Annotated in this window: 32 protein-coding genes; 8 read left to right on the top strand and 24 right to left on the bottom strand. The window is 40.9% G+C overall.

The genetic code is table 11. The features are described 5' to 3' along the window. On the bottom strand, positions 1–340 hold a 340-nt coding region (locus CEF22_RS07035), incomplete at its 3' end, for a GTP-binding protein (RefSeq protein WP_157843274.1). Between the two features lie 66 nt (positions 341–406). On the opposite strand from CEF22_RS07035, the gene CEF22_RS18480 reads away from it, so the two are divergent. Then, complete coding sequence (locus CEF22_RS18480) at positions 407–559, top strand: hypothetical protein (protein WP_157843189.1); 153 nt, start codon at positions 407–409, stop codon at positions 557–559. Between the two features lie 204 nt (positions 560–763). On the opposite strand, the gene CEF22_RS07030 is transcribed toward CEF22_RS18480, so the two are convergent. The 3 genes from CEF22_RS07030 to gpr form a co-directional block, all read right to left on the bottom strand. Beyond that, positions 764–1,051, bottom strand: a complete 288-nt coding sequence (locus tag CEF22_RS07030) for a DUF3679 domain-containing protein (RefSeq protein ID WP_100402300.1) — start codon at positions 1,049–1,051, stop codon at positions 764–766. 12 nt (positions 1,052–1,063) lie between these two features. Continuing rightward, entirely contained in the window at positions 1,064–2,248 is a 1,185-nt protein-coding gene (spoIIP, locus tag CEF22_RS07025; protein WP_100402299.1) for a stage II sporulation protein P, read from the bottom strand. 69 nt (positions 2,249–2,317) lie between these two features. Beyond that, a complete protein-coding gene (gpr, locus tag CEF22_RS07020; protein ID WP_100402298.1) occupies positions 2,318–3,424 on the bottom strand; it encodes a GPR endopeptidase in 1,107 nt (368 codons plus the stop codon). A gap of 188 nt (positions 3,425–3,612) precedes the next feature. Between gpr and rpsT the strand changes: the two genes are divergently transcribed. Next, positions 3,613–3,867: a 30S ribosomal protein S20 gene (gene rpsT, locus CEF22_RS07015; protein ID WP_095477724.1), complete on the top strand. Its 255-nt coding sequence runs from the start codon at positions 3,613–3,615 to the stop codon at positions 3,865–3,867. Positions 3,868–3,908: 41 nt separating this feature from the next. Here the strand turns inward: rpsT and holA are convergent, their stop codons facing one another. Beyond that, positions 3,909–4,940 carry a DNA polymerase III subunit delta gene (holA, locus tag CEF22_RS07010; protein WP_100402297.1) on the bottom strand — a complete coding sequence of 344 codons (1,032 nt, stop codon included), beginning with the start codon at positions 4,938–4,940 and terminating at the stop codon, positions 3,909–3,911. A 285-nt stretch (positions 4,941–5,225) separates the two neighbouring features. Here holA and CEF22_RS07005 point away from each other — a divergent pair, with 285 nt between their 5' ends. Further along, entirely contained in the window at positions 5,226–5,357 is a 132-nt protein-coding gene (locus CEF22_RS07005) for a YqzM family protein (RefSeq protein ID WP_094834020.1), read from the top strand. A gap of 126 nt (positions 5,358–5,483) precedes the next feature. Here the strand turns inward: CEF22_RS07005 and CEF22_RS07000 are convergent, their stop codons facing one another. From CEF22_RS07000 to CEF22_RS06990, 3 genes are all read right to left on the bottom strand, one after another. Beyond that, positions 5,484–7,775 (bottom strand): DNA internalization-related competence protein ComEC/Rec2, encoded by a 2,292-nt coding sequence (locus CEF22_RS07000; protein ID WP_100402296.1) that lies wholly within the window; start codon positions 7,773–7,775, stop codon positions 5,484–5,486. A 14-nt stretch (positions 7,776–7,789) separates the two neighbouring features. Then, the gene (locus tag CEF22_RS06995) at positions 7,790–8,203 is read right to left on the bottom strand and encodes a deoxycytidylate deaminase (RefSeq protein ID WP_094834022.1); all 414 of its coding nucleotides are present in this window, start codon (positions 8,201–8,203) and stop codon (positions 7,790–7,792) included. 69 nt (positions 8,204–8,272) lie between these two features. Continuing rightward, positions 8,273–8,935, bottom strand: coding sequence for a helix-hairpin-helix domain-containing protein (locus tag CEF22_RS06990; RefSeq protein ID WP_198508036.1), 663 nt, complete (start codon positions 8,933–8,935; stop codon positions 8,273–8,275). A gap of 79 nt (positions 8,936–9,014) precedes the next feature. Between CEF22_RS06990 and comER the strand changes: the two genes are divergently transcribed. Then, complete coding sequence (gene comER, locus CEF22_RS06985) at positions 9,015–9,839, top strand: late competence protein ComER (RefSeq protein WP_100402294.1); 825 nt, start codon at positions 9,015–9,017, stop codon at positions 9,837–9,839. 107 nt (positions 9,840–9,946) lie between these two features. Here the strand turns inward: comER and CEF22_RS06980 are convergent, their stop codons facing one another. Genes CEF22_RS06980 through CEF22_RS06945 form a run of 8 tightly spaced genes read right to left on the bottom strand, consistent with a single transcriptional unit; the run spans position 9,947 to position 14,941 of the window. After that, entirely contained in the window at positions 9,947–10,687 is a 741-nt protein-coding gene (locus CEF22_RS06980; RefSeq protein WP_100402293.1) for a class I SAM-dependent DNA methyltransferase, read from the bottom strand. After that, positions 10,684–11,040 (bottom strand): ribosome silencing factor, encoded by a 357-nt coding sequence (gene rsfS / locus CEF22_RS06975; protein WP_100402292.1) that lies wholly within the window; start codon positions 11,038–11,040, stop codon positions 10,684–10,686. Before rsfS ends, CEF22_RS06980 begins: the two co-directional genes overlap by 4 nt. Beyond that, the gene (yqeK, locus tag CEF22_RS06970) at positions 11,040–11,615 is read right to left on the bottom strand and encodes a bis(5'-nucleosyl)-tetraphosphatase (symmetrical) YqeK (RefSeq protein WP_100402291.1); all 576 of its coding nucleotides are present in this window, start codon (positions 11,613–11,615) and stop codon (positions 11,040–11,042) included. The genes rsfS and yqeK overlap by 1 nt, the downstream gene beginning before the upstream one ends. Beyond that, entirely contained in the window at positions 11,569–12,177 is a 609-nt protein-coding gene (locus CEF22_RS06965; protein ID WP_100402290.1) for a nicotinate-nucleotide adenylyltransferase, read from the bottom strand. Before CEF22_RS06965 ends, yqeK begins: the two co-directional genes overlap by 47 nt. Further along, positions 12,174–12,467, bottom strand: a complete 294-nt coding sequence (gene yhbY, locus CEF22_RS06960) for a ribosome assembly RNA-binding protein YhbY (RefSeq protein WP_100402289.1) — start codon at positions 12,465–12,467, stop codon at positions 12,174–12,176. The genes CEF22_RS06965 and yhbY overlap by 4 nt, the downstream gene beginning before the upstream one ends. Continuing rightward, positions 12,461–13,303, bottom strand: coding sequence for a shikimate dehydrogenase (aroE, locus tag CEF22_RS06955; RefSeq protein WP_100402288.1), 843 nt, complete (start codon positions 13,301–13,303; stop codon positions 12,461–12,463). Before aroE ends, yhbY begins: the two co-directional genes overlap by 7 nt. 13 nt (positions 13,304–13,316) lie before the next feature. Further along, positions 13,317–14,423 (bottom strand): ribosome biogenesis GTPase YqeH, encoded by a 1,107-nt coding sequence (gene yqeH, locus CEF22_RS06950; RefSeq protein WP_100402287.1) that lies wholly within the window; start codon positions 14,421–14,423, stop codon positions 13,317–13,319. Further along, positions 14,420–14,941, bottom strand: coding sequence for a YqeG family HAD IIIA-type phosphatase (locus CEF22_RS06945; protein ID WP_100402286.1), 522 nt, complete (start codon positions 14,939–14,941; stop codon positions 14,420–14,422). The genes yqeH and CEF22_RS06945 overlap by 4 nt, the downstream gene beginning before the upstream one ends. A 360-nt stretch (positions 14,942–15,301) precedes the next feature. Between CEF22_RS06945 and sda the strand changes: the two genes are divergently transcribed. Then, entirely contained in the window at positions 15,302–15,439 is a 138-nt protein-coding gene (gene sda, locus CEF22_RS06940; protein ID WP_100402285.1) for a sporulation histidine kinase inhibitor Sda, read from the top strand. Positions 15,440–15,473: 34 nt separating this feature from the next. Here the strand turns inward: sda and CEF22_RS06935 are convergent, their stop codons facing one another. Beyond that, the gene (locus tag CEF22_RS06935; RefSeq protein ID WP_100402284.1) at positions 15,474–16,253 is read right to left on the bottom strand and encodes a phosphatidylserine decarboxylase; all 780 of its coding nucleotides are present in this window, start codon (positions 16,251–16,253) and stop codon (positions 15,474–15,476) included. A gap of 122 nt (positions 16,254–16,375) precedes the next feature. Between CEF22_RS06935 and pssA the strand changes: the two genes are divergently transcribed. Further along, positions 16,376–16,915, top strand: coding sequence for a CDP-diacylglycerol--serine O-phosphatidyltransferase (pssA, locus tag CEF22_RS06930; protein ID WP_095477693.1), 540 nt, complete (start codon positions 16,376–16,378; stop codon positions 16,913–16,915). A 141-nt stretch (positions 16,916–17,056) separates the two neighbouring features. Further along, positions 17,057–17,761, top strand: a complete 705-nt coding sequence (gene sigK / locus CEF22_RS06925) for an RNA polymerase sporulation sigma factor SigK (protein WP_100402283.1) — start codon at positions 17,057–17,059, stop codon at positions 17,759–17,761. A gap of 1,026 nt (positions 17,762–18,787) precedes the next feature. Here sigK and mtnN read toward each other — a convergent pair. After that, positions 18,788–19,489: a 5'-methylthioadenosine/S-adenosylhomocysteine nucleosidase gene (mtnN, locus tag CEF22_RS06915; protein WP_100402282.1), complete on the bottom strand. Its 702-nt coding sequence runs from the start codon at positions 19,487–19,489 to the stop codon at positions 18,788–18,790. Positions 19,490–19,647: 158 nt separating this feature from the next. On the opposite strand from mtnN, the gene CEF22_RS06910 reads away from it, so the two are divergent. Beyond that, positions 19,648–19,854: a YrzA family protein gene (locus CEF22_RS06910; RefSeq protein WP_100402281.1), complete on the top strand. Its 207-nt coding sequence runs from the start codon at positions 19,648–19,650 to the stop codon at positions 19,852–19,854. Positions 19,855–19,876: 22 nt separating this feature from the next. Here the strand turns inward: CEF22_RS06910 and CEF22_RS06905 are convergent, their stop codons facing one another. The 6 genes from CEF22_RS06905 to CEF22_RS06880 all read right to left on the bottom strand — a co-directional run bounded on the left by CEF22_RS06905 (position 19,877) and on the right by CEF22_RS06880 (position 24,830). Beyond that, positions 19,877–20,527: a YrrS family protein gene (locus CEF22_RS06905; RefSeq protein WP_100402280.1), complete on the bottom strand. Its 651-nt coding sequence runs from the start codon at positions 20,525–20,527 to the stop codon at positions 19,877–19,879. Positions 20,528–20,645: 118 nt separating this feature from the next. Further along, positions 20,646–21,122 (bottom strand): transcription elongation factor GreA, encoded by a 477-nt coding sequence (greA, locus tag CEF22_RS06900; protein WP_095477759.1) that lies wholly within the window; start codon positions 21,120–21,122, stop codon positions 20,646–20,648. 204 nt (positions 21,123–21,326) lie between these two features. Then, complete coding sequence (udk, locus tag CEF22_RS06895) at positions 21,327–21,962, bottom strand: uridine kinase (protein WP_095477681.1); 636 nt, start codon at positions 21,960–21,962, stop codon at positions 21,327–21,329. A gap of 5 nt (positions 21,963–21,967) precedes the next feature. After that, on the bottom strand, positions 21,968–23,242 hold the full coding sequence (locus CEF22_RS06890; RefSeq protein WP_100402279.1) for a peptidase U32 family protein: 1,275 nt from the start codon (positions 23,240–23,242) through the stop codon (positions 21,968–21,970). 12 nt (positions 23,243–23,254) lie between these two features. Beyond that, positions 23,255–24,184: a peptidase U32 family protein gene (locus CEF22_RS06885; protein ID WP_100402278.1), complete on the bottom strand. Its 930-nt coding sequence runs from the start codon at positions 24,182–24,184 to the stop codon at positions 23,255–23,257. Then, positions 24,177–24,830: an O-methyltransferase gene (locus tag CEF22_RS06880; RefSeq protein ID WP_232726077.1), complete on the bottom strand. Its 654-nt coding sequence runs from the start codon at positions 24,828–24,830 to the stop codon at positions 24,177–24,179. Before CEF22_RS06880 ends, CEF22_RS06885 begins: the two co-directional genes overlap by 8 nt. Positions 24,831–24,933 lie beyond the last annotated feature (103 nt).

Below are 24,933 nucleotides of genomic sequence, written 5' to 3'. Positions count from 1 at the left end.
CAGCATCAACAACTAAAATCGCCCCTTCACAAGCGGCTAAGCTTCGAGATACTTCATACGTAAAGTCGACGTGTCCCGGTGTATCGATCAAATGAAAAATATACTCTTCTCCATCTTTCGCCTTATATGTTAACTGAACAGCATTTAATTTAATCGTAATGCCGCGCTCTCTCTCCAAATCCATCGAATCAAGCAGCTGGCTCTTCATTTCACGAGCAGTCAACGCCTGAGTTTTCTCTAAAATTCGGTCTGCTAACGTAGACTTCCCATGATCAATATGAGCAATAATCGAGAAATTTCGAATATGCTCCTGTCTCTTTACTCTCTCTTCATGATTCATACTTTCACCTTCTCCTGTTAATCGGCACAATTACACTAGCATTGATTATATCAGCCAAAAAAGCAAATGACAACGAAAAGCGGAAGGCGCTGGTCAGCGACGTATGGACTGGAGCGATCCGATCGAGATAAAGGAAACACGATGAACGCCAGTGAATCGATGTTGACTTATCGCAAGGAGGAGCGTGGAAGTCCACTAGTCGCTAGCGTCTGGAGCTAGACAATACGAAAAGCGGAGCCGACTGTTCAGACACGACAAGCAAATGACAGAATGACGGAATGGCGTTCTTCAGCCATGCAGTCAGGCTGGCATTTGACTCGAGTGTCTAGGAGACGGAGCTGGACAACAACGAAAAGCGGAAGGCGCTGGTCAGCGACAGAAGCAGAAAAACCCGCTCAATGATCGAAAGCGGGTGGCAAAGCTTTATCCATCAAATATCGTTGTTGTCACCACTGTCACCGTTTCAGCAATGGATTGACCGACGGCGGAAAATAGATTAATCGCTCCTTCTTCTTCTAGCCTCGCTTGTTTTTCTGCTAAATCTTGCTGCGTGACGTCTCGCTCAATCCAAGTTTGCGGACGATCGACATGAATGGCAACCTCTCGCTCATAGCCAGACTCTTTTTCCCCATTGTTTTGAAAGATGCCAATCAACATCCCTAAAAAGAATACGGAAGTGACTAAATAAATTTTTAACAAAAAAGCTTTCATGATTATTCCTTTCTAATCGGTAGAAGGTTTCGCTTGAACCGCTTCGGCTTGCCAATAATAATCCGCAAACACATCGGCAAAAGCATTCGCCGTCCGATTTAATTCCTCATAAGTATTGTCCACGCCACCGAATTCTAAAAGCAGGGCATTGTTAGACAAATCTTGATTGAACTTTCCGTTTGTCTTTTTTCCTCGTTTTAAAATCACCCCTCTTGAGAGCCCTTTATATTTTTCTTCGAGAAGATGATGCAATTGGGTGGCGAGCTTCACGTTGTTCTCATAATTAGCATGCTCTCCCCCGATAACAAACACCAACTTGGCATAGTTTTCCCCGTTAATCGTTGTCGTCGTTACCTGCTTCCGCTGTGAATCGCGGTGAATATCAATAAAGTATTGCAAATCTCGATTATTCGTTTGAGCAGATGCGACAATTTCACGTGATTGTTGATAAGCCTGACCATAGCTTCTTCCTGACTGTTCAAGCTTAGCAATGACATCTGTTTTATCAATCGCTGCTCCAATCCCTTTATGTTCAAGAGCTACTTGGACCATTTCCCCTACTTTTGTCACATTCAATGAAGAATGCTGCGCTGAATCCGGAGAGGAAACCCCTTGAAGCAAAGGTAAGTAGGATTCTCTCGTATGAGTGAAATACATAAACACACGTTCTTTCCCATTCGTTGTCATCGTCGGTGGCGAACTTTGCGGGTCCTTCTTAATTTCTTTCGGATTCTCCGCCGCCGGTGCATCATTACTCGGTAGTAACGCGTCCGCTGGCGGTTCCGATTCAATCGGCATATTTGTATAGTTCGTTCCTTCTCCAGCTACTAAAATTTGTCCATCATAAATAGAAAACCCCGGCACCTCTCTACCTAAAAAGCTCCTTGGGTCTTGGAAACGAACATTGGTCGCATATCTAAAAGCTAGTTCACTTAATAAAGGTGGCTTCACATTTTCAGGTGCATACGTCATAAACATTCGATTCTCTAACGTATACAAATAATAAAGCGTTTCACCTTTCACATGTTCGGTTGCTTCATTGACGGAATGAGAAGAAATTCGATAATTATAGGCTAGCGAAGTCAATAACCCGACAACGGCAAAAAGCGAAAGGAGAGAGATCGTTAACAGCATCATACCCTTTATGATCGTTGACAAATTAATAGATAAAATATAGTTCGACGGCGTCCCCTTCATTGCTCCACCCTTTCTACTAAAGTCTTGTACTATACGTATGACGATAGAGAAAGAAGCAGAACCAATAGTTTACTTCGTGAAAAAGCCAGTATTTTGCTGATCAATTGCTGGGTGAAGCGCGGCATTTAAGCTGTTTGCCAACAGATTAGCTGTGTCTGTCATAAATAAATCAATCTCTTTTGGTGTGACCATTAAGTTATGACCTAATGGAGCTAGCACTTCATGAATTAGCTGACGCTTTTCATTCTCTTGGAGCACACCAATCATTCCGAGAAAGGAACGTCTCTTTTCCTCATTTGGAAGATGTTCATCGGTTAACTTCTCTCTCTGCCCAAACGAAAAGCCCATCGGAGCGAGAGCAGTAGATGGGCGTTCCCCCTCTGTCATTCCTTTTCCTAAATGCTTCAAAATATAGTCAATCGTATCACTCGTAATCGATACCGCATCTACAACCGTTGGCACACCAATTGCAATCACTGGAATTCCTAACGTTTTTTCACTAATTTCTTTTCGTTTGTTGCCTACACCCGCTCCAGGATGGATACCGCTATCTGATACTTGCACTGTGGCATTGACGCGTTCAATAGAGCGTGAAGCAAGCGCATCGATCACAATAAGAAAATCAGGCTTAGACCGCTCCACGACCCCAAAAACGATATCGCTCGTTTCGATGCCCGTCATTCCCATTACACCAGGCACGAGAGCACTAACTGGTCGGTATCCTTCCTCCACATGTTCAGGCTGCAACTCAAAAAAATGTCTCGTCACCATTACGGAGCCACAAACGAGCGGACCGAGAGCATCCGGCGTCACATCACCGTTACCAAGGCCAACGACTAAACAACTCGCTCCTTCTTCAATTCCCTTCTTTTTTAAAAAAGTGGCTAACTCCGCGGCTAATACTTTTTCTACTTCATGCTGGTGAGTCGTATCATGACTTCGAATTCCTTGCGATTCTACCGTTAAATAAATACCTGCTTTTTTTCCTGTTACCTTCTCCCCTTCTTCATCGATCGTCACGTTGGTCACTTTAATTCCATCAACTTGACGTTCTTCTGACAAAACACCTCGTACTTCCTCTACTCCACCTTGGCGCTCTTTCGCCATTACCCTTGCTTCAACAGCTAAATCTGTTCGAACTTGATACACGTCTAAGTTAATTGATTTCTCTTCCATTCAAGGTATCTCCCTTCAATTTCACGTTATTTTTCATTTTACCCGACTGTGTAAAAGTTCATTCCTTTACACAAAATCCGAATGTAAGTATTGCAATCTAGCTTCTCGTTTGATAGAATAACTTTTGTTCTTTAATTGTGAAAATCGAGCAATAAATAGAATCTCGATCGTTTTAGGAGGTGACAGGAATGCCAAATATTAAATCTGCCATCAAACGCGTAAAAACTACTGAAAAACGCACTGAGCAAAACTCTCAAGTAAAATCAGCTATGCGTACAGCTGTAAAGAAATTCGAAGTAGCTGTTGCTAACAACGAAGATAACGCGAAAGTACTTTTAACTGAAGCAGTAAGCCGCCTTGATAAAGCAGCTGCAAAAGGATTAATCCACAAAAACACTGCTAGCCGTACAAAAGGCCGTCTTATGAAAAAGCTAAACGCTTAATAGTAAAAAATCCTTCAAGTCATCTTGAAGGATTTTTCTCATTATGGCGTCTTTTTCATTATTCCTTGTAATTGAAATAAAAACATTTCAATAATCATCGTTTTTGTCATCCCACTTGATTTCATTTGCAAATCACTATCCGCAAGCATCTGAATAATCTGAGCGAGCTGTTCATCTGTGAAATTTCGCGCTTGCCCAGCTGCAAGCTTCACTCGGAACGGATGCACTTTCAAAAATCCTGCTATTTGCTGCTGGCCATAGCCTTTTCTTGACAGCTCTTTCGTCTGATAAATAAGTCGAAACTGCGAAGCGATCAATGAAAGGATTTTAATCGGTTCCTCATTTAACTTCAGCAAATCATAATAAATACGAAATGCCTCTTCGATTTTTCCTGTAACAATCCGATCCACTAGTGAAAAAATGTCTTGTTCTAGCGACCGGGCCGTCAGCTTGTCCACCATCTCTTTCGTAATTCGCTGCTCTCCCTGCGCATAAAGTGAAAGCTTATCCAACTCCGACGTCAGCATCATTAAATTCGTACCAGCAAGTGCTAGTAAATGCTCAAGTGCTTCTTCATCCATCTCCACATGATGACTTTTCGCCCGGTCTTTCAGCCAGCCTGTCAACTCTTTTTCGCTGAGCTTTTTCGCTTCTAATACAGCCGCTTCTTTTTTCAATAGTTTCGTTAGCTTCTTACGCTCATCTAGCTTTTCATACGGGGCTAACAACACAAGAATCGTATATGGAGCCGGGTCTTTTATGTACTGCTCAAACTTCTGTAAATTATGTTCGACCTTTTCCTTCGTTCGCTCCGCCGTCAAAAATGTTGGATGATTTAAAAACACGACTTTCCTTTCACCCATAAACGGAAATGTTTCCGCTTCTTCTAAAGCTGTCTCCACAGGCGTTTCCTCTAAATCGTATAGAGCGAAGTTAAAATCCATCTCCTCTTCTGTCAACGCGCTAGCAATCAGCTTTTGCTTCGTTTCATTGATTAAAAAGTCTTCTTTTCCGTATAATAAATAAACAGAAGCAAACTGTTTTTGTTCGATCTCTTTCCAAATTGGTATCAAGGGCTTTTTCTCTCCATTTTCATTTGATACTATTCATGTTAAAAAAGCCTGATCGATTTGACAAGGGGAAACTGATCAAGAGGCCTCCCCTTGTAGATCTATATGAACGCCAACAATGATGTCCCGGAAACAGCCTTGCTGACGGTGATCGCTTCTTACTTATATTTTCACCGAATTTGTAAATTTTATCGAAGTTAACTCTTGTCAGAGAAGGAAATTGTCAAGAGAAGTCTAGATTTTTCTGAAATGATCGTCTATACTATAATGGAAATAGGAGGGGTAGTTGTGAACGAATTTGAAAAAAGTGTTCAGTCAAAACGTAACGATGCAGTAGACTCCGGCGTTGGATTCATCGTTTCTTTCGGTTTTTTCGCTACAATGTTTATTATTGCAACAGCTATCAAAATGATCGGATAATTCTGCGTTAGAAGCTCGTCACTCGGCGAGCTTCTTTCTTTTCCCCCGCATTAACGGGCTGGAAGGAACGCAGACATGCAGGTGGGAGGCGAAAAATCCCCCCACCGATTGAAGCGTCACTTTATTTTACGGAATACAGGTAGAAAATGTGCCTCGTCTTCCACGAAAAGTATAAGTAATTTCTCCATGAAGATCCGTTCTCCATATTTTCACTTGATACTTGTGAAGCCGCTGAACAACCTCTCGATGCGGATGCCCGTAGCGATTTTTCCTACCAGCAGAAATGATGCCATATTCAGGCGTCGCTTCCGCAATAAACGGTTCAGATGTCGACGATTTACTTCCGTGATGCCCGATTTTAACAAAATCAACATCAATATGGAAGCGATCAACTAGCTTCTTTTCAGTATTCTCTTCGGCATCCCCTGTAAACAGCCACTTTTTCCCGCCAATTTGGGCATATAAGACAAGTGAGTCATCATTGCCTTCATACTGCTCATCCTCTGGTGATAAAAATTGAAAACTAGACTCGCCAACCTGCCAACTTTCTTGAAATGTGCCATAACGAACAGGAATATGAAACCGTTTCGCCTGTTCGATCGTCTGTTGCATCACCGGCTTCACCTCTGAACCCGGACTAATGATCACTTCTTTCATTTTCATGTGAGGAAACAGCTCGGTAGCAGCACCAATATGATCATAATCACTATGAGTTAAAATCAGCTTATCAATGCGCGTGATTCCCCTACTTTTAAAATAAGGTAGCAACACATCCTCACCAATTTTAAAATCCTTTCGTTGCTTCTGCCATTCCTCTTTATGAAAAGGAAGCAAGCCGCCTGTATCAATCAAATAATTCCCTTGATTAAAAGGTAATTGAATGAACGTTGCATCCCCTTGTCCAATATCGATAAATGTCACTTCCCCTTTTGATGAATACGTTTGCGTGACGATTTGAGCACTCATCATAAAGGCTAACAAGAAAAATACCGGCTGGAGCCTTTTCGATTTTTCCCAGTATAAAAAAGCGAGAAGGCACACGCAGCAGGAAACCACGAGCAAAAGCGCAGACGGCCGACCTGTAACGACCACCGCAAACGGCCATGTACTAACTGTCATTGCTACTTCATCGACCCGACTCAACAAGGCGCCTAATGGCGGTAACAGCGTCAGCACAGGTGGAAACAGAAAGCTAACAATATAAATCACAAGCAACCCGGGTAACAGGAGAAAAGAATAAAACGGTACAAAAAATAAATTCGCCACAAACGAATAAAGCGAGATTTCAAAAAAGTGATACATCATCACCGGTAAGCCAGCGATTTGTGAGACGGTCGTAACAGCAAACATTTTTCCAAGAAAAGAGATCGGATAGGATAAAATCGAGTGCGAGGAAAGAATTAACGAAAAGCTAACGAGGTAGGACAATTGAAAGCCAACTTGATAAAGTAAATAAGGATCATACACGAGGACGAACAAAAAACTGAGGCTTAGTGCATCTAGAGGCATAAACTTCCGTTGAAATTTCATCGACATCAAAATAAGAATCGTCATTAAACAAGCGCGAACGACTGGAGGAGAACCACCCGCAAGCAAGGCATAGACAGGTAGAAATATCAGTAAAATCAGCTGTGATCGCTCTTTCGTCACCCCTATTCGAATGAGCAAGTAATACAAAAAAGCTGTCATTAAACCGACATGAAGCCCTGAAATTGCTAATAAATGAATAATCCCTAGCCGCTGATAGGCGGTTGTGATTTCTTCTTCAGTCAATGTCCGGTCACCGAACAATAAAGCAGCCGCAGTCGGTTGTAGACTTTCTGGAAACGTTTCTTTTATACGGTCAATCCCTTTTGCACGCCATAAGAAAATTTGTTGTTTAACAGAAACCTTCGACTGATAACAAGAGGATAGCGAAAGACGATTTACTTTCAGCTGCCAATACGTATGTTGATGAGCCAAAAATTTTCGATAATCAAACCCGTAACGATTACGCGCTTCTGCCGGTAGGTCTAATGTACCCGCTATGTCGCACATCGTCCCCGGCAACAGTTGCTTCAGCTTATCGGCTTCTTCCTTCGAGGAAAGCTTGTAACTTAAACGAAGCTTTTCACCTGCAGAAGATCGAACGGTTGCCTTTAAGCGATCCCCGTCCATCACCATCTCTTCGGTAAATGATACTCGAAATGCCTCTTCGTCGCCTGTATAGATAGAACGATGTTGCTTTTCATGAAACTGACCGACAAAAAAGGCAAGAACGACTGCAGCGAGCATCAGTTGTTTCATCCGCCCTATTAATCGTATCCATAAATATAGTGCTAATAATGTGAAAAATAGTCGGACACTTCCTAAAACCGGAAGTGCCCATATCATTCCTACGAAAGAAAACAAAGCGACATAAATGAATTGTCCGCGCATATAGCCTCCTTCATTTATTTTGGCAAATGTTTCACTTCAATCCCTTTCAAAAAGTGTTGATTCCATTTATTCGGATAGGCATGACGATAAATAATACGTTGGATGCCCGCTTGTGCTAACGTCTTCGCGCAATTTTCACAAGGCTCATGAGTGACATACGCGGCCGCTCCTTTTAATCGGTCACGATCAGCATGAAGAACCGCATTTAACTCAGCATGTAAACAGCGAATACATCTCTTTTCATCAGATAGCAAACAACCTTCTTCATCACAATGCTCGTGCCCGTGGATCGATCCATTATATCCCGTAGCTACAATATGCTTATCCTTGACAAGGACACACCCCACATGCAGACGATTGCACGTCGAACGTGTTGATACAACATCAGCGATATCTAAAAAATATTCATCCCAACTTTTTCTACTCATTCTCACTTCACTCTTTCTACAACTTTTTTCTTTAGTTTAGCGAGAAAAAAAGGAGCTCGTCAATCAATTTTAATTGACAGTAATTAACGGTTGAAGCTTTTCAAAGGTTTTGTCACCGATACCTGACACATTTTTCAAATCTTCTGCTTGAGCAAATGCTCCTGTCGTTTCTCGATAATCAATAATCGCCTGTGCTTTCGCTTCCCCGATTCCCGGAAGCTCCTGTAGCTCAGCTGACGTAGCTGTATTAATATTGACCGCACCGCCTTGCTCCCCGCTATTAGAACTAGCTGTCTGCACACTCGTCGTTCCTCCACTAACTGCTGGAGCAGTAGCAGGCGGCTCCTCCCCTACTTTCGGAATGTAGATCACCATTTCATCCTGTAGCTTTTGTGCTAAATTAACCGTCGTGCGATCGGCTTCCTTTTGAAATCCCCCTGCCTTTACTACCGCATCGTTAATTCGTTCCTCGCTAGATAAAGAATAAATTCCTGGCGTTTTAACCGCCCCTTTAATATCTATCGTCACTGTTTGTGGCTGCTCAGGCACTTTCACTTCTGTCGGCGCGGCTGTTACTTTCTCCTGCGCCGGTAATGCCGTCTCCTCAATAGCAAATGGCTCAGATGGCGGAGGCGCCTCTTCTTCGGATAACTGATATAATCCAAACGCACAAACTCCAGTAGCAATTAAGACATGTGTTTTATATTTTTCAAGCCAACCTTTTATATCCACTCTTTCCACCTCGTTTGCATAAACTTTTTTTCATCACATACATTGTAAAAGTTGTATTTCTATTAAGGGGGGGAAATCAATGAAAACAGGAGTCATCGGAACAGGTAATATGGGAGAAATCTTAATTCATGCGCTGATCGACTCGAATGCCATCGCAGCTACTGATGTATTCATCATTAATCGTACCGTGGCAAAAACGAAGCGCATCCAAGCAAAGCACCCTCAAATCACTATTTGTGATTCTATTGCGGATGTCATTCAAACTTGTGATCGTGTATTTATTTGTGTGAAGCCCCACGATATTTTCCCGATGCTTAATGAAGTGAAGCATCTATTTCGACCATCACAATGTGTGATCTCGATTACAAGTCCTGTCAGCACCGCTCAATTGGAATCTATTCTTCCTTGTTCATGTATACGAATGATTCCGAGCATTACGAATAAAGTGCTTTCAGGAGCGGTGTTATATACGTTCGGTGAAAGATGTCAAGATGACTGGAAAGCGCACATGAGGGAAACGATGAAATGTATCAGTAGTGAAGCCGTGGAAATTGAAGAGTCGATCACGCGAGCCGCTTCCGACCTCGTCAGCTGTGGACCCGCTTTTTTCAGCTTTTTAACTCGGAAGTTTATTGAAGGAGCAGAAACAACAGGAATGAAGGCAGAGACAGCGGAAACATTAGCGGAATGCATGTTAATCGGGCTAGGTGAGCTATTTAAACAGCAAGAATATACATTGGCAGAACTAGAAGAAAAAGTGTGTGTCAAAGGCGGTGTCACCGGAAAAGGGATTGAAGTATTAGAAGCAGAAGTCGGGGAGATGTTCACGAAGCTGTTCCAAGCCACCCATAAGAAATTTGCAGAAGACAAGCAAGAAACAAGTGCACAATTTGGAATCACCTAACTTATTCGCTACTTATACAAAAAAACCTTGTTATTTACAATTTTTTAACAAAATTTAAGCTCTCAACGTATGTACCATTACGCTGAGAGCCTAAATCAAAAAACATTTCACTTTTTTTGAGCGATGAAAAAGATTCGCTCACTTTCTTTTCGAGGAGCATCATCTGTAAAATCGGCTGTGATCTGCACATTTTCAAAGCCCGCCTGTTCAAGCCATGATGTATATTGCTCTAGCTCGAATGTTCGTTGAGTATGTAGCTCATCAAAACGCTCGTATCGATCACTCGATTCATCGAGAGCAAAAAACGTCAACTCGTGCTCAACACTGTTTGGCAGATCTCCCGCAAAACAATTCCAAATATAAGACACTTCATCATCCGTTGATGTAAAGGTACCATCGGTAAAAATATGATGAATTTTGTAAAGTGAATGGACATCAAATAAGAAAAGCCCATCTGCTTTTAAATGGGTGTGAACGAGGCGAAACGTTTGTTTAACATCCTCTTCACTTGTTAAATAGTTTAAGGAGTCGCAAAAAATGGTCACTGCATCATATGTACCAAGCCCATCTAACTCGCGCATATCTTGTTGATATAACGGAAAGGACAAGCCTTTTTCAGCCGCTTTTTCCTGAGCCATCATTAACATATCTTCAGATAAGTCAATGCCCGTCACATCCCAATTAGCTGCCGCAAGTCGCCATGTCAGTTCACCCGTTCCACAAGCTAAATCGAGCACTTTTTTGCTTGTTAACCTTGTAGTGTGCCGCTCCAAAAAATGAAGCCACTCCTCATAAGGAACATCTTGCATTAAAAAATCATACACGTAGGCAAAGCGCTGATACGTCATGCAAGCAGCTCGCTCTCCACATCGATTTGTGGTGCATCTCCCCATAATCGTTCTAAATTATAATAGACGCGCTCATCACGATGAAACACATGAACGACAACATCACCAATATCAATTAATACCCAGCGTGCTTCATCAAAGCCTTCCATACGTTTGATCGTATATCCAAGCTCTTCTGCTTGATCCTTGACCTCTCTAGCAATCGCTTGTACTTGCTTATCAGAGTTCCCGTGACAAATCATAAAGTAGTCCGTAATTAAAGAAACTCCTTGCATGTTTAACACCACAATATGTTCTGCTCGCTTATCATCTGCCGCCTTAGCAACACGTTGTAAAATTTCAGGTTGACCCATTAACGTTTTTCCTCCTTCTGCTTCTTCGTTAAATCATTGTATGTATCAAATGTATCCGGAAAGATGGGCTTGTTTCTTTTCATTAAAAATTTAATTGTGTTTTTCACCGCTTTAATGACCGCCTCATCTAAATCTTCCTTCGCTAGCTTTCGCACTTTCTCCACTTTCGGAAAATGACGTCCCGGCTCGATATAATCCGCTAAATAGACCACTTTATCAAGGAGTGTCATGCCGACTCTTCCTGATGTATGATAACGAATGGCATCTAGCACTTCCGGATCATCAATCCCTACTTCTGTTTGCACTAAATAAGCCCCAACTGGCGCGTGCCATAGCTCAGAATGGGCAGAAAGTAAACGTGGGTCCATTCCTTCTCTTTCAATAATCGCAGCCATTTCCTCTTTTGGACGAAATTTCGCATAATCATGAAAAATCGCGGCTAGCTCGGCCTTTTGTGGATCAGCTCCATACTTTTCTGCTAACTCAATCGCTGTATGCATGACACCTAACGTATGATTGTAGCGATGCTCAGTGATCTGTTCCTTCACAATCTTTAATGCCTGCTCTCGGTTCATATAACTGATTCTCCTTTATATAGGCAATCACTTTTTCTGGCAGCAAGTACTTTAACGTGCCGTTCGTCGCTGCTTTTTGTCTAAGTAGACTTGAAGAAAGATGAATTTCAGGTGTGTCAATTAAATGAACAGGATAAGGCGTTTCAGTTGAATAGCCTGGACGCTTCACGCCAACAAAAGTCACAAGCTGACATAGCTCATCGACCTTATACCACTTCGGTAAATACTCAATCATGTCGCCGCCGATAATAAAATAAAAATCGATCTCCGGCTCTCGTTCCTTTAATAATTGGATCGTGTCATACGTATAAGATTTCCCATTACGTTCCATCTCAATCAGCTCAAGGCGAAACTTTGGGTGATGATCAATAGCAACAGACAACATCCGCACACGATCTTCTTCTGACACACCTTCATCCATTTGTTTATGAGGAGGTGTTTTATTTGGCATAAAACGAACCTCATCGAGCTCGAGTGCTTCAAGCACCTCATTGGCAATAATGAGATGACCGACATGAGGGGGATTAAACGTCCCCCCTAAAAGGCCAACCTTTCTTCTCATTTCGGCAGCACAAGTTGCTTGTTTTCTCTTGATTCCTTATACAAAATAATGATATTCCCGATAATTTGTACAACGTGCGCTTTTGCCCCTTTAGCGATGCTTCGCGCCACTTCTTGCTTGTCTTCATCACAGTTTTGTAAAATGCTAATTTTCATTAATTCGCGCGCCTCAAGAGCCTCGCCAATTTGTTTAATCATATTGTCATTGACTCCGCCTTTTCCTACTTGAAAAATCGGATCTAAATGATGTGCCTCTGCACGTAAAAATCGTTTTTGTTTACCTGTTAACATCGTTTTCCTCCTAATTGTTGCAACACAACATTTTCCATTTGTTGGACATCAGGAAATATTCCTGTCCATTTTTCAAAGGCAAGCGCTCCTTGATACACAAACATTTTCAATCCGTTTTGTGTATAAGCCCCTTGCTTTTTAGCTTCTTGTAATAATTTCGTTTCTAATGGATTATAAATAATATCAGACATAAAAGCCATTGCTTTTAAATGATCAAGTGCGATTGGCATTTCCTCCACTTTTGGAGCCATGCCAATCGACGTCGTTTGAATGATCACATCATATTCTGCTAGCTTCTCCTCTGCCTCTTCTAATGACCATACGGCTCCTTCTACTTCGTACGGACAAGCCTCGATCATCGCTTTCGCTTTTTCTGGCGTGCGGTTGGCCAATGTGATTCGGCTAATGCCCTCTGACGCCAATGTATAAAAAATGGCGCGAGCCGCTCCCCCTGCTCCAATCACCAACACATGTTGATCGTCTAATACACCAGGATACTCCTCACGAAGAGCACGAACGTAACCTAAGCCATCCGTGTTATAACCGACCCATTGATCCTCTTCACGTACAACTGTATTGACGGCACCAATTGCTTCGGCTAATGGGTCGATTTTATCAAGGAGTGGAATAATCGCTGTTTTATGTGGAATCGTCACATTGAAGCCCTCCACACCGATCGCTTTCATTCCTTTCACCGCGTCCGCTAAATCATCAGGCTGGATATGAAAGGGATGGTAATAGCCGTCCACATTAAGAGCTGCAAATGCCGAATTATGCATCACGGGCGACATCGAGTGAGCAATTGGGGCACCGATCACACCGAATAATTTTTTCATATAGTTCCCTTCCTTAAATTAAAGATGGTCGTAAAAAGACACTAACTCCTTTTGGAACATGAGCAACAACTAATGCTCCTGGTTCATTGACAGTCACCCAACCAAGACCTGAGAATACAATATCTGTCTTGCCCTCTTTAATCCGAAATTCTTGGCGAACCAATTCCGGAAATTCGTCCATTTGTTCTGGGCGAGGTGGAGTAAGCAATTCCCCTGCATGATTTTTATACAATTCATCTGCCTTTTCAAGCTTCGTTCGATGAATCATTAATTCATTCGAAAGATAGCAAGTAAATGAGCGACGACCACCGGATACGTAGTCAAATCGAGCAAGCCCTCCAAAGAATAATGTTTGCTCTTCATTTAACTGAAACACTTTTGGTTTAATTTCTTTTTTAGGCGTAATGTATTTCAAATCGCGTTTATCAACAAAATGAGCCATTTGATGATGATTAATAATTCCTGGCGTGTCAATCAATGCTTGGTCATCATCTAACGGGATTTCAATCATATCTAATGTCGTGCCTGGGAAGTGAGACGTCGTGATGACATCTTTTTCACCAGAGACCTCTTTAATAATTCGATTAATAAACGTCGACTTACCGACATTTGTACAACCAACCACATACACATCTTTTTCATTGCGATAATAATCAATTGCATCAATCGCTTCTTGAATCGATTGACCTTTCGTCGAACTGACAAGCAAGACATCGATAGGCTTTAGTCCAAGTTCTCTCGCTTCCTGCTTCATCCAATGAATTAATCGGTTCTGTTTAACAGATTTCGGCAACAAATCTACTTTATTCCCGATTAAGAGTACTGGATTTTTGCCGACAAAACGGTGCAATCCAGGAAGCCAACTACCGTTAAAGTCAAAAATATCGACCACTTTTACGATTAAGCTGTCAGTCGTACCTAATGTATTTAAAATCTTCAAGAAATCATCATCCGTTAACGAGACATCTTGGATTTCGTTGTAATTTTTCAAACGGAAACAGCGCTGACAAACAATTATTTCTTTTGAAAGAGCCGATGGCGGTGCATAACCAAGACCTTCTCGATGTTCTGTCTGTACTTCGACACCGCAACCGGTGCAAATTAACTTTTCGTTACTCACTTATTTTCCTCCCATTGAATTAAACCTTTTCGTTTAAACACATTCATGATTTGCCTTTCAATTTTGCGGTTGATTCTCGTCCAAAATCCGTCCGTTTGAGCGACTGGAATGACTAAAATCGTATAAAGCCCACTGCGATTGCCACCGAAAATATCAGTTAATAGCTGATCGCCAATTACAACTGTTTCCTCTTTCTTGACACCGAGCAATTTCACCGCTTGACGAAAGGCTTTGCCCATCGGCTTTCTCGCTTCAAAAATGAAAGGGATGTCAAGCGGGTGAGAAAAAGAGCTTACACGCATTTTATTATTGTTCGAAACAATCAACACTTTAATGTCGTGTTCTTTCATATTTTTAAACCACTCTAATAGCTCAGGCGTAGCATCGGGACGATCCCATGCCACGAGCGTATTATCTAAATCGGTAATAATCGCCTTAATGCCTTGTGCCTTTAACTCTTCAGGCTGGATATCATACACACTTTTTATTTGTTTGTTCGGTAAAAATAATTTTAACAATCTGTACACCCCGTTCTGTAAACCTTTCAGTCCCTATCATATCTAATTTTATCGTTCGATACAAAATAAAACTGACGAAAAACGATTCGTCCAAAAATGAATGCATTATTTTTTTATCGACAAAATCCTTCATTCTCCATTTTGTGGATAAACTTATACACATTCCTCTCCTTACAATGGATGTATTTTCCATAGTTAACCACAATTTACCCACATGTTATCCACGTGGCATTGTGGATAACAGAACGCTTGTTCTTCTTATTTATTTTTGGTAAAGTTAGGGAGAAACAACCTCAGCTTAGTATTTTATGCAGACCCATTCAATTATAGAACAAATTTTTCATAGGAGGTGAGTTTGTTTTGAAACACATTCCAGATGATCTGCTGTTAGAATCTTATTTTAAAGCAAGACAGTTGAAATTAAACGAAGAATTTCTTGAACTCATGGAAACAGAGCTCAAAAAGCGTTCATTATTAAAAAATGAAAAGATTTCTTAAAAACGCCTGTCATTCAGGCTTTTTTTTATAACTGTTAAAGCCACTGGCCAAGTTGCTCTCCCACCTTCACTTCACAAGGGATGGACATGTGAGGATTGAGTTGAAAGACATCTTTCTCAAATAATAAAACAACGGTAGAGCCAAAGTTAAAATAAGCGACCTCTTCCCCTTGCTGCCAATAGCGGTTTTCATGTGTTCGTTCAATCGCATTGACAAACATAGCTCCTACTTTCACAACGGCCATTTGACCACGCTCATGCTTGAGCTCAGTTATATCACGATAATTTTTTGCGAGCGGCGCTTTACCATACTGCAAGCCAGGTGAGTTCACCGGATAAGAATAGCGCCCAAGAACCCAACGATCCATGACCTCCGCATCCACCGGGCTATGAATTCGGTGGTAATGAGCAGGGCTTAAATACAAAACGAGAAATATCCCCTCTTCATACGCCTTTGCTTTCTCGTCACTCCCAAGCATTTCTTGTAGGGAATAGGTTTTGCCTTTAACGAGAAACTCTCGATTTTTAGTAATTGTTCCGGCTTCCGCAAGCTTAGCATCGACGGGACTAACTACATGATCCGCACTATAATTTATTTTTCTAGCTTCCGATGAGAGCGTTCTAATAAAAAAATCATGTAATGTTTGGTAATCTTCCACCGAATGCTCCATCTCTTTTTCGTTAATTTGATACGCCTTGATAAACGGGCGAATCATCGGTTTACTGACCGAGGAGCAAGTATATTTTTCAATGAGAGATGATGACCATTGCTTATTTGTTAATTCAATAAAAAAACGATATAATTGCTTTTTCACGCGTTAACCTCCAAAAAAGTAAAAAATCCCAATCAGGTTTGTGGTATAATAGAACATCAATAAAATATTATTATATAATAAACTATTAGCAGGTGGCTGCTAAATTCAAGGAGAGTGTCAATTTGTTTATATCTCATGTGTTAGATTTGACCGTTAAGAAAATGAAAGCACAAACGGCGAATTTGCTGACATTGGGTAATTTAGCTTTAGGTGGTTTTTCAATCTTAATGACGATAAATAACCAACTAAGTTTAGGACTCCTACTGATCTTTGTGGCAGCTTTAGCTGACCGTTTTGATGGCATGGTCGCTCGCAAGATGAATATTGAATCTGAGTTAGGAAAGCAATTGGATTCGATGTGCGATATTATTTCTTTCGGTGTTGCACCCGCATTACTTCTATACATTAGTGTATTATCGAACTTCGGCTTTCCAGGCGCGTTTTTCACGGTATTTTACATCGGATGTGGTGCTTTACGCCTCGCTCGCTTTAATATTACTGAAAACAACGGTTATTTCCAAGGATTACCCATCACGGCGGCTGGTTGTTTGCTAACCCTTAGCTATTTAACCATTTCTCACATCCCAGCACAATCGTTTATGGTAATTATTCTTTGTTTATCTTTCTTAATGATTAGTCCATTTAAATTGAAAAAAGTGTAAGAAAAAGACTGTCCAACAACACGCAATGTTGTTGGACAGTCTTTTTCCTTCTTTCTCCCCCCTTCTCAAACGGACAGGCAAAAAAAGCTTCTTATCCTCATATATTTGAGACATAGCGGATTTTTTAAAGGAGGAGCGAATATGTTGAGCATTATTGCTGCTTTATCCTATTTAACAAAAGAACTAATCTTTTTCGTCTCATATGTCAAAAATAATGCCTTTCCCCAGCCATTATCAGCGGCCGATGAAAAAATGTATTTAGCAAAAATGACCGCAGGTGATTCAGAAGCAAGAAACAAATTAATTGAGCATAACCTCAGACTAGTGGCACACATCGTCAAAAAATTTGAAAATACAGGGGAAGATGCAGAAGACTTGATTTCCATTGGCACGATCGGCTTAATCAAAGCAATTGAAAGCTACTCCGATGGCAAAGGAACGAAGCTAGCCACTTATGCCGCTCGCTGTATCGAAAATGAAATCTTGATGCATCTTCGTGCTTTAAAGAAAACAAAAAAAGAAGTTTCCCTCCAAGACCCAATCGGACATGACAAAGAAGGAAACGAAATTAACCTGCTCGACATTTTAAAATCCACCGATGAAGACGTCCTCGATCACATTCTTTTATCGATCGAACTCAAAAAAGTGCTGAAATTTTTAAGTGTATTAGACGAGCGCGAACAAGAAGTCATCATCGCCCGCTTCGGACTCAACCAAGGCGACGAAAAAACCCAAAGAGAAATCGCTAAACAACTGGGCATCTCTCGCAGCTACGTCTCCCGCATCGAAAAACGAGCCCTCATGAAAATGTTTCACGAATTCTATAAAGAAGAGAAGGGGGAATAAGGAAAAGCGGAAAGTGCCGTTCAGCGACGTATGGATTGGAATGATCTGAACGAGATAAAGGAAAACGAAATGCGGAGCCAGCTTGATCAGCCGCGACAAGCAAAAGACGAGCTGGCTGAAAGGTTGTTTTTTAACCTTTTGGACTGATTGGCTTTTGACCTCGAGCGGCTAGTTGACTTATCCGTGGTCTAGAAGTTTGATTAATCTTTTTTCAGACCGATTATACTATAATAAAAACCTCGATGAGTGACTTCTTTATAACTCTTTATTGGCTTAAAGTACAGGCGATAACCTAAGAAAAATAAGAAGAAAAGCCCTAACAAGTTTATAATCATTTCCATTCCAACCCTTATATATTTAGTATGTCTCTAAATAAACAATCATCATAATAGTTAATAAGGTGAGACTCGCAATAAAAATTAATTGTTTTTGAAGTTCTGAAACTTTATGGGTTTCATTATAATCTTTTCGGAGTATTGAAAATAAATAAAGGCAAACTATTGTCCTCCATACAATTTCAAACATATTCATTTCAGTATTACCTACTAAAATAAAATAGGCAAAAATAGATAAAATAATTAAGCTGGTCAGAAATAATCTAATTTTTTCAATCATATGGTTACTTCTTCCTCTTCCCATAAGCATAAGGGGCGTAACAAGCACTCCCACTTACTATATATTCTATTCTTCTTTCCTAAAGAAAGCTAAACTTATAGCTGAACCTGCTGATACAGCAATTGTGCGTACTATACCGTCTAAATCCAACTGTTTCGGTTGAAATATTAACGCAAAAACAATAATACAAATAAATAACATTCCAAAATAAATAAAAAACCCGGCTGAACACTCTCAGCCGGACGTTAACACATTAGTCAATAGACACAGAAATCATTACACCTGTGATTGTTGCAAGTAATAAGCCCATAATCATCATAACCATTCGCTATCACTCCCGAAACATTAGTTACTAATAATGTACCACATTTCGGTCATTTTGTAGCAGGCTTCTCACAAATTCTTCACATTTTATGCTTTTGCTAATTGCTCGACCATTTTCATGACTAATTGAGAAGAATGAAGGGCCGCTTTCGGTAAAAATTGATCAAACGAGATATTGGATTCTTTGCCAGCAATATCAGACAACGAGCGGATAATCACAAATGGCGTGCCGAATTGATGAGCTACTTGAGCAATCGCTGCCGCTTCCATTTCTACCGCTTGTAAATCGTTGAATTTTGTGCCGATAAACTTCACACGCTCTGGATCGCTCATAAATGAGTCTCCTGTCGCGATTAAGCCTGTCACGACTCGAATGTCCTCTTCTGCTTTTGCACAGCTTACAGCGATGTTAAGAAGCTTTTCATCGGCCTGGAACCCAGCAGGCAATTGAGGGACTTGTCCATACTCATAACCAAAAGCAGTGACATCGACATCATGATGGCGCACTTCTGTAGAAATGACAACATCGCCGACATTTAATTCTGGGTTTAATCCCCCCGCTGATCCAGTGTTAATAATGACATCCGGTTGGAAATGCTGAAGCAAAACAGATGTCGTCATCGCTGCATTTACTTTCCCGATGCCAGAACGAAGTAAAACCACTTCTGCTCCATTCATCGTACCTGTTGTATATTCACTGTTTGCGATCGTCTCTACTTGTTTCACGTCGATATGATCACGCAAGATTGTTACTTCTTCTTCCATCGCACCAATAATAGCAATTTTCATCTTCTTTTCCTCCAATTTCGCAAACGCTAATCAATTGACCACTCGAAAATGATCATTTCGCTATATTTTATCATTTTTTCGCAACAATTGCTTGCCATCTCTTCCGTTTATCTTGTATACATAGAAAAAGATGATTCATTTAAAAAGGAGAAAATATCATGCAATTTCATTTAGATTTACTAGAAGACAAGGTCGAGTTCTTTGAAGCAGCTGATCTCGCTTCTTTAGAAAAGAAGATCGAACAGCAAATCGAGCACAACAAAGCAATTATGCTTAGTGTCCACTCCGTTTCCCATCAAATGCATATCGATCCCGATGGACGCACATTCTATTCAGCCGTTGTTCATTTTAAGCTAAAAAAATAAGGAGCTCGCTTATGCGAACTCCTTAAAAACGCCCTTTATCATTTTGTTCGAGCTTGTACATTTTTGTCGGCTTCCATCCTTCGCCATCTACCCAAGTAAGGAATATACGATATGCTTCGTCCGTGTTGCTTTTTGGTGACACTGTCCCGATCGCATCGTTCGGACCTTTACCTTTTACATACCAAACGACCATATTATCTTGCGTAATACCAGTCGCATAAGAAAGAGCATCTAGCTTCTCTTGCCAATCCTGAGAATTGCTGTCAAAAGATGAATTATGCTCACCTGTTTGCGAAGTGCCGACGCCTTTCCAGTTTGGATCGACGATTTCTTGCTCTACGTTCGCCTCATCGCTCTCTTTGATGATTTTTTCATCTTTTTGTTCTGTTTCTTCATCTTTTTTTTCTTTATCGCTCGGTTCTTCTTTTTTTTCTTCTTTCTTATCAGTATCGATCATTGCCGTCTCATCTTCTTTGTTTTTGTCCGTATTGCTAGCGGTATTTTGCTCGGTTGCTGGTTTCTTTTCCACCGGCTTTTTCGCTACTTCATCATTTCCACCAGAGAAAATGGTAAATGCAACAACCACAATTAGAAGAACAACCACCGCAATGGCTGTGTTTAATACACGATTGGTTTTTTTTCGTTTTGAATTTCGTTCTGCACGAGTCGCCATCTTGTTTATCTCCTCCCTAATGCATCATTCAACATTTTATCATGACTTTTGCTTAACATGAAGTCATTTAAACAGAAAAAACGCTAAAGATCGATTCCTTTAGCGTTTTTTTGATTCATTAACTAATTGAAACAATTTTAACAGACATGTCTCCACCTGGCGTGATAACGTTTACTTCATCGCCCACTCGTTTTCCAATTAAGCTTTTCGCAATTGGAGAATCATTCGAAATCTTACCTTCAAATGGATCTGCTTCTGCGCTACCGACAATTGTATAGGCTTCTTCTTCACCATCTGGCAATTCAACGAATACAACCGTTTTCCCTAAAGAAACAACACTTGGGTCCACTGAATCTTCTTCAATAATTTTCGCATTGCGGATCATTGTCTCTAATGTACCGATACGACCTTCAACAAATGCTTGCTCTTCCTTCGCTGAATCGTATTCAGAGTTCTCGGATAAGTCACCAAAACTGCGAGCGATCTTAATTCTCTCTACTACTTCTTTGCGTTTTACTGATTTTAAATGTTCAAGTTCCTGTTCTAACTTTGCTTTTCCCTCTTCTGTCATAGGGTATACTTTTTCTGCTGGCAAGTCCCTTCCACTCCTTTTCATCTCGCTGCCTTCCTGTTTTAGGAAAGCAAAAAACATCAGCAGGCTGCCTCAAAAGCGTCTGCTCCCGAAAAAACGTTATATAATGAAAATATTCTTCATTACATAAGCTTGATGCCGGTAACGACCCTTTACTATTGAGACAGCCCTGTTTCTTAAAGATTATGTCTGTTTCATAAAAAGATACTATAAAATAGCATTTTGTTCAAGAATTGTTTGAATTTTAGTCACAACAAGGTCGATGGCGACGTGATTTTGACCGCCTTCAGGAATAATAATATCGGCATAACGCTTCGTCGGTTCAATAAATTGATTATGCATCGGCCGAACAACCTGAATATACTGGTCAACCACCGACTCAAACGTCCGCCCACGCTCCTGAATATCACGCATCATACGACGAATAATACGAATATCGGCATCAGTATCAACAAACAGCTTGATATCCATTAGGTCGCGCAGTCTCGGATCTTCTAGCACAAGAATACCTTCTAATATAATGACATTCTTTGGCTCCATCACAATTGTTTCTGCTGAGCGTGTGTGTTGAACGTAATCATACACAGGCTTTTCAATCGGTTTGTATTGTAATAACTGATTGACGTGTTCAATTAATAAATCGTTATCAAAGGCGAATGGATGATCATAATTCGTGTTTAATCGCTCTTCAAACGGCAAGTGACTTTGATCTTTATAATAATAATCTTGCTCAATAATCATGACCGAATGACCTTTAAAAAATTCGTCAATCGCTTTTGTCACGCTTGTTTTCCCGGAACCGGATCCTCCGGCAATCCCGATGACTACTGGTTTTTGCTCCATTGGTCTTACTCTAGCCCCTTTCGCATCATGTTGTCTCGATACACGGGTTGATCCACTTTAAAGCGGACGATTTGTAGTGGATGACGAGCGGCATCTAGTTCATTGCCATCTTCATCCCAAACTTTATCAATTACCTGTGCAAAGTTCTCAATTTCCGGGCCAAAAAACTCTACTTCGTCTCCTGGACGGAAAAAGTTACGTTGTTGTAATGTGACCATTTGTGTTTCCGCGTCATAATCCAACACTAAACCAACAAAATCATGTGTCGCTTTTTTGCCATGCACACCGAATAATTGTTCATTCGCACCAGGTGTTCCTTGGAAGAAAGCCGGAGCCGCTGGTCGATTGGCACATTTATCAAGCTCATCTAACCATTCTTGCTTCACTTTAAAGTTTTCTGGGTCCGCGCAATACGCATCAATAATTTGGCGATACACACTAACAACAGTGGCAACATAATGGATTGATTTCATTCGCCCTTCCACTTTCAAGCTGTCAATGCCAAGCTCGATCATTTGCGGGATCGATTCGACAAGCTTTAAGTCTTTAGGACTCATGGCAAATGGCGAATCCTCATCAGAAAACAGCGGATTTTCTCCTTTTTCATCTAATGAATATAAGTCGTAATCCCAACGGCAAGACTGACAGCAGCCTCCACGATTCGAATCGCGAGCAGTCATATGGTTACTTAACACACAACGACCGGAGTAAGCAATACACATCGCCCCGTGAATGAACGCTTCGATTTCAATATCGACTTTTTCCTTCATTTCATGCATTTCTTCTCCTGTCGTTTCACGAGCAAGCACGACACGGTGAAGACCTTCATCTTTCCAATATTGAACCGCACGCCAGTTAGATAATGATTGTTGTGTACTTAAATGTACTTCGACTTTTGGCGCGACACGGCGGCATGTTTCAATGATTAGCGGATCAGCTACGATAATCCCTGTTACACCTGCTTCTTGCAAGCCGCGCAAATAATCTTCTAATCCGTCTATATTTTCATTATGAGCATAAATATTCGTCGTCACATAAATTTTCGCTCCGTATTTGTTAGCAAATTCCACCCCTTCTTTCATTTCTTCAAAGGTGAAATTCCCCGCATTTGAACGGAGTCCATATTCTTGTCCGCCGATGTATACAGCGTCCGCTCCGTAATGAACAGCTATTTTTAATTTTTCAAGTGTTCCGGCTGGAGCCAATAATTCAGGTTTTTTCACAATGACTCGTTTGCCATCAACGATTTTGGAAATTTTATCATTTATGATCGTATCCACGCGAGTTCCTCCTTAATAAACCGTTTCTTTAAAGAAAAAGCCAGTATCTAGTGGGCGATTTTCTGGTTGAATTGCTTCGATTTTTTCAAGAAGTTCATCTTTAACTTCTTCGTATTGTTCTGGCTCGTCTACACATAAATCAATCGCTTGACGATATAATTTCGTTACTTCTAACAAGTATTCAGGTGAATGTAGAACCCCGTCAATTTTAAAGCTATCGATTCCGGCTTCTATCATTTCCTGTAGCTCGTCAATGATACAAATATCATTCGGACTCATAATATGAGTCCCGTTTTCATCCTCATAAATCGGGTATTTATTGCTGCGCTCTTTATCGTGAAGGAACATATTTTTTGCTTCTTTACGATTTTCAATTTCCATTGCCTTGCCTTGATACTCAAAATAATGCCCAAGTAATGGTCGCTTCGATTGGAACATACATGTCATTCCATGCACTTGCACTTCAATCGCAACTTCGGCATTCTCTTTAATTTCCATAATCGCATCCATGTTTAGTTCACGAGCTAATACTGCACGGACGGCTCCTCTTTTGCCCCAATAATTACACGTAAAATAATTCGTTGCTGTCGTTTCTGTATTCCAATGAAGCGGCATAGTAGGAGCTACTTGGCGAGCAGCCATTACTACAGCCGGATCACCGAAAATGATCGCATCACAATTCGCTTCTTGTAAAAAAGCAACGTAGTCATCTAATTCGTTTGCTCGATCATTATGAAAAATCGCATTCATAGCGACATATACTTTTTTTTCTAGTGAATGCGCAAGCTCAATCGCTTTCTTCACTTCTTCACGATTGAATTCTCCCGCTAATCGTAAGCCGTAACGCTGTTCTCCAATGACAAATGCATCGGCTCCAGCTTCCGCTAACGGCAAAATAGCCTCTACACTATTGGGAGTCACGAGTAATTCTGGTTTATTCATGTTTCTTTCCACCTTTTTTAAGACTGACAGCCAAGCCATCACCGACCGGGATCATTGCCGTGTCGTAGTCTGGATGACTCATCAGCCATTCATTATACTTTTGAATTTTTTTCACTAAGTTTCGCGTTCGTTTCGTCTGAACTAATTCTTCAGCAACATACCCTTTGAATAAAACATTATCGGTATAAACCGTCCCTTGTTTCGTTAAAAATGCAGTATAATGCTTAAAGAATTTCGTATACTGACCTTTCGCTGCATCGATAAAAATAGCATCATACGGTCCTTTTTCCCCGACTTCGTCGATGACCTCTAACGCATCTCCATAAATGACAGTCACTTGGTCCCCGTATTTTGCACGATCGATATATTCCAGTGCCTTTTGGTAACGCTCTGAATCGCGTTCGATCGTGACAATTTCTGTTCCTGGAAGAGCCGCCGCCATTCGTAAAGCAGAATAGCCGATCGCTGTACCAATCTCTAGAATTCGCTTCGGCTTTTGTAATCGTAACATTTGAAGAAGAGCTTCAATACCTACTACTTCCATAATCGGCACTCGATGCTCTCTAGCAAACTCCTCCATTTCAACAAACAGATCCGACCGCTCCCTAACTAACGTTTCTATATAATGATGGATTTTATCGTCCAATTTCGCTCCCCTTTTCTAAAAAGGCTTAACAAGAAAAAGAAGAAAGCCCCCTAAAGCTTTCCACCTTTTTTTGCACTTTATTATCCATTGACTAAAAAACACT

The sequence above is a fragment of the Bacillus sp. FJAT-42315 genome, assembly GCF_002797375.1.
GTDB lineage: Bacteria > Bacillota > Bacilli > Bacillales > Domibacillaceae > Bacillus_CE.
Note: the sequence above shows the minus strand (reverse complement) of the source record. Positions and strands in the feature narration are given on the sequence as shown.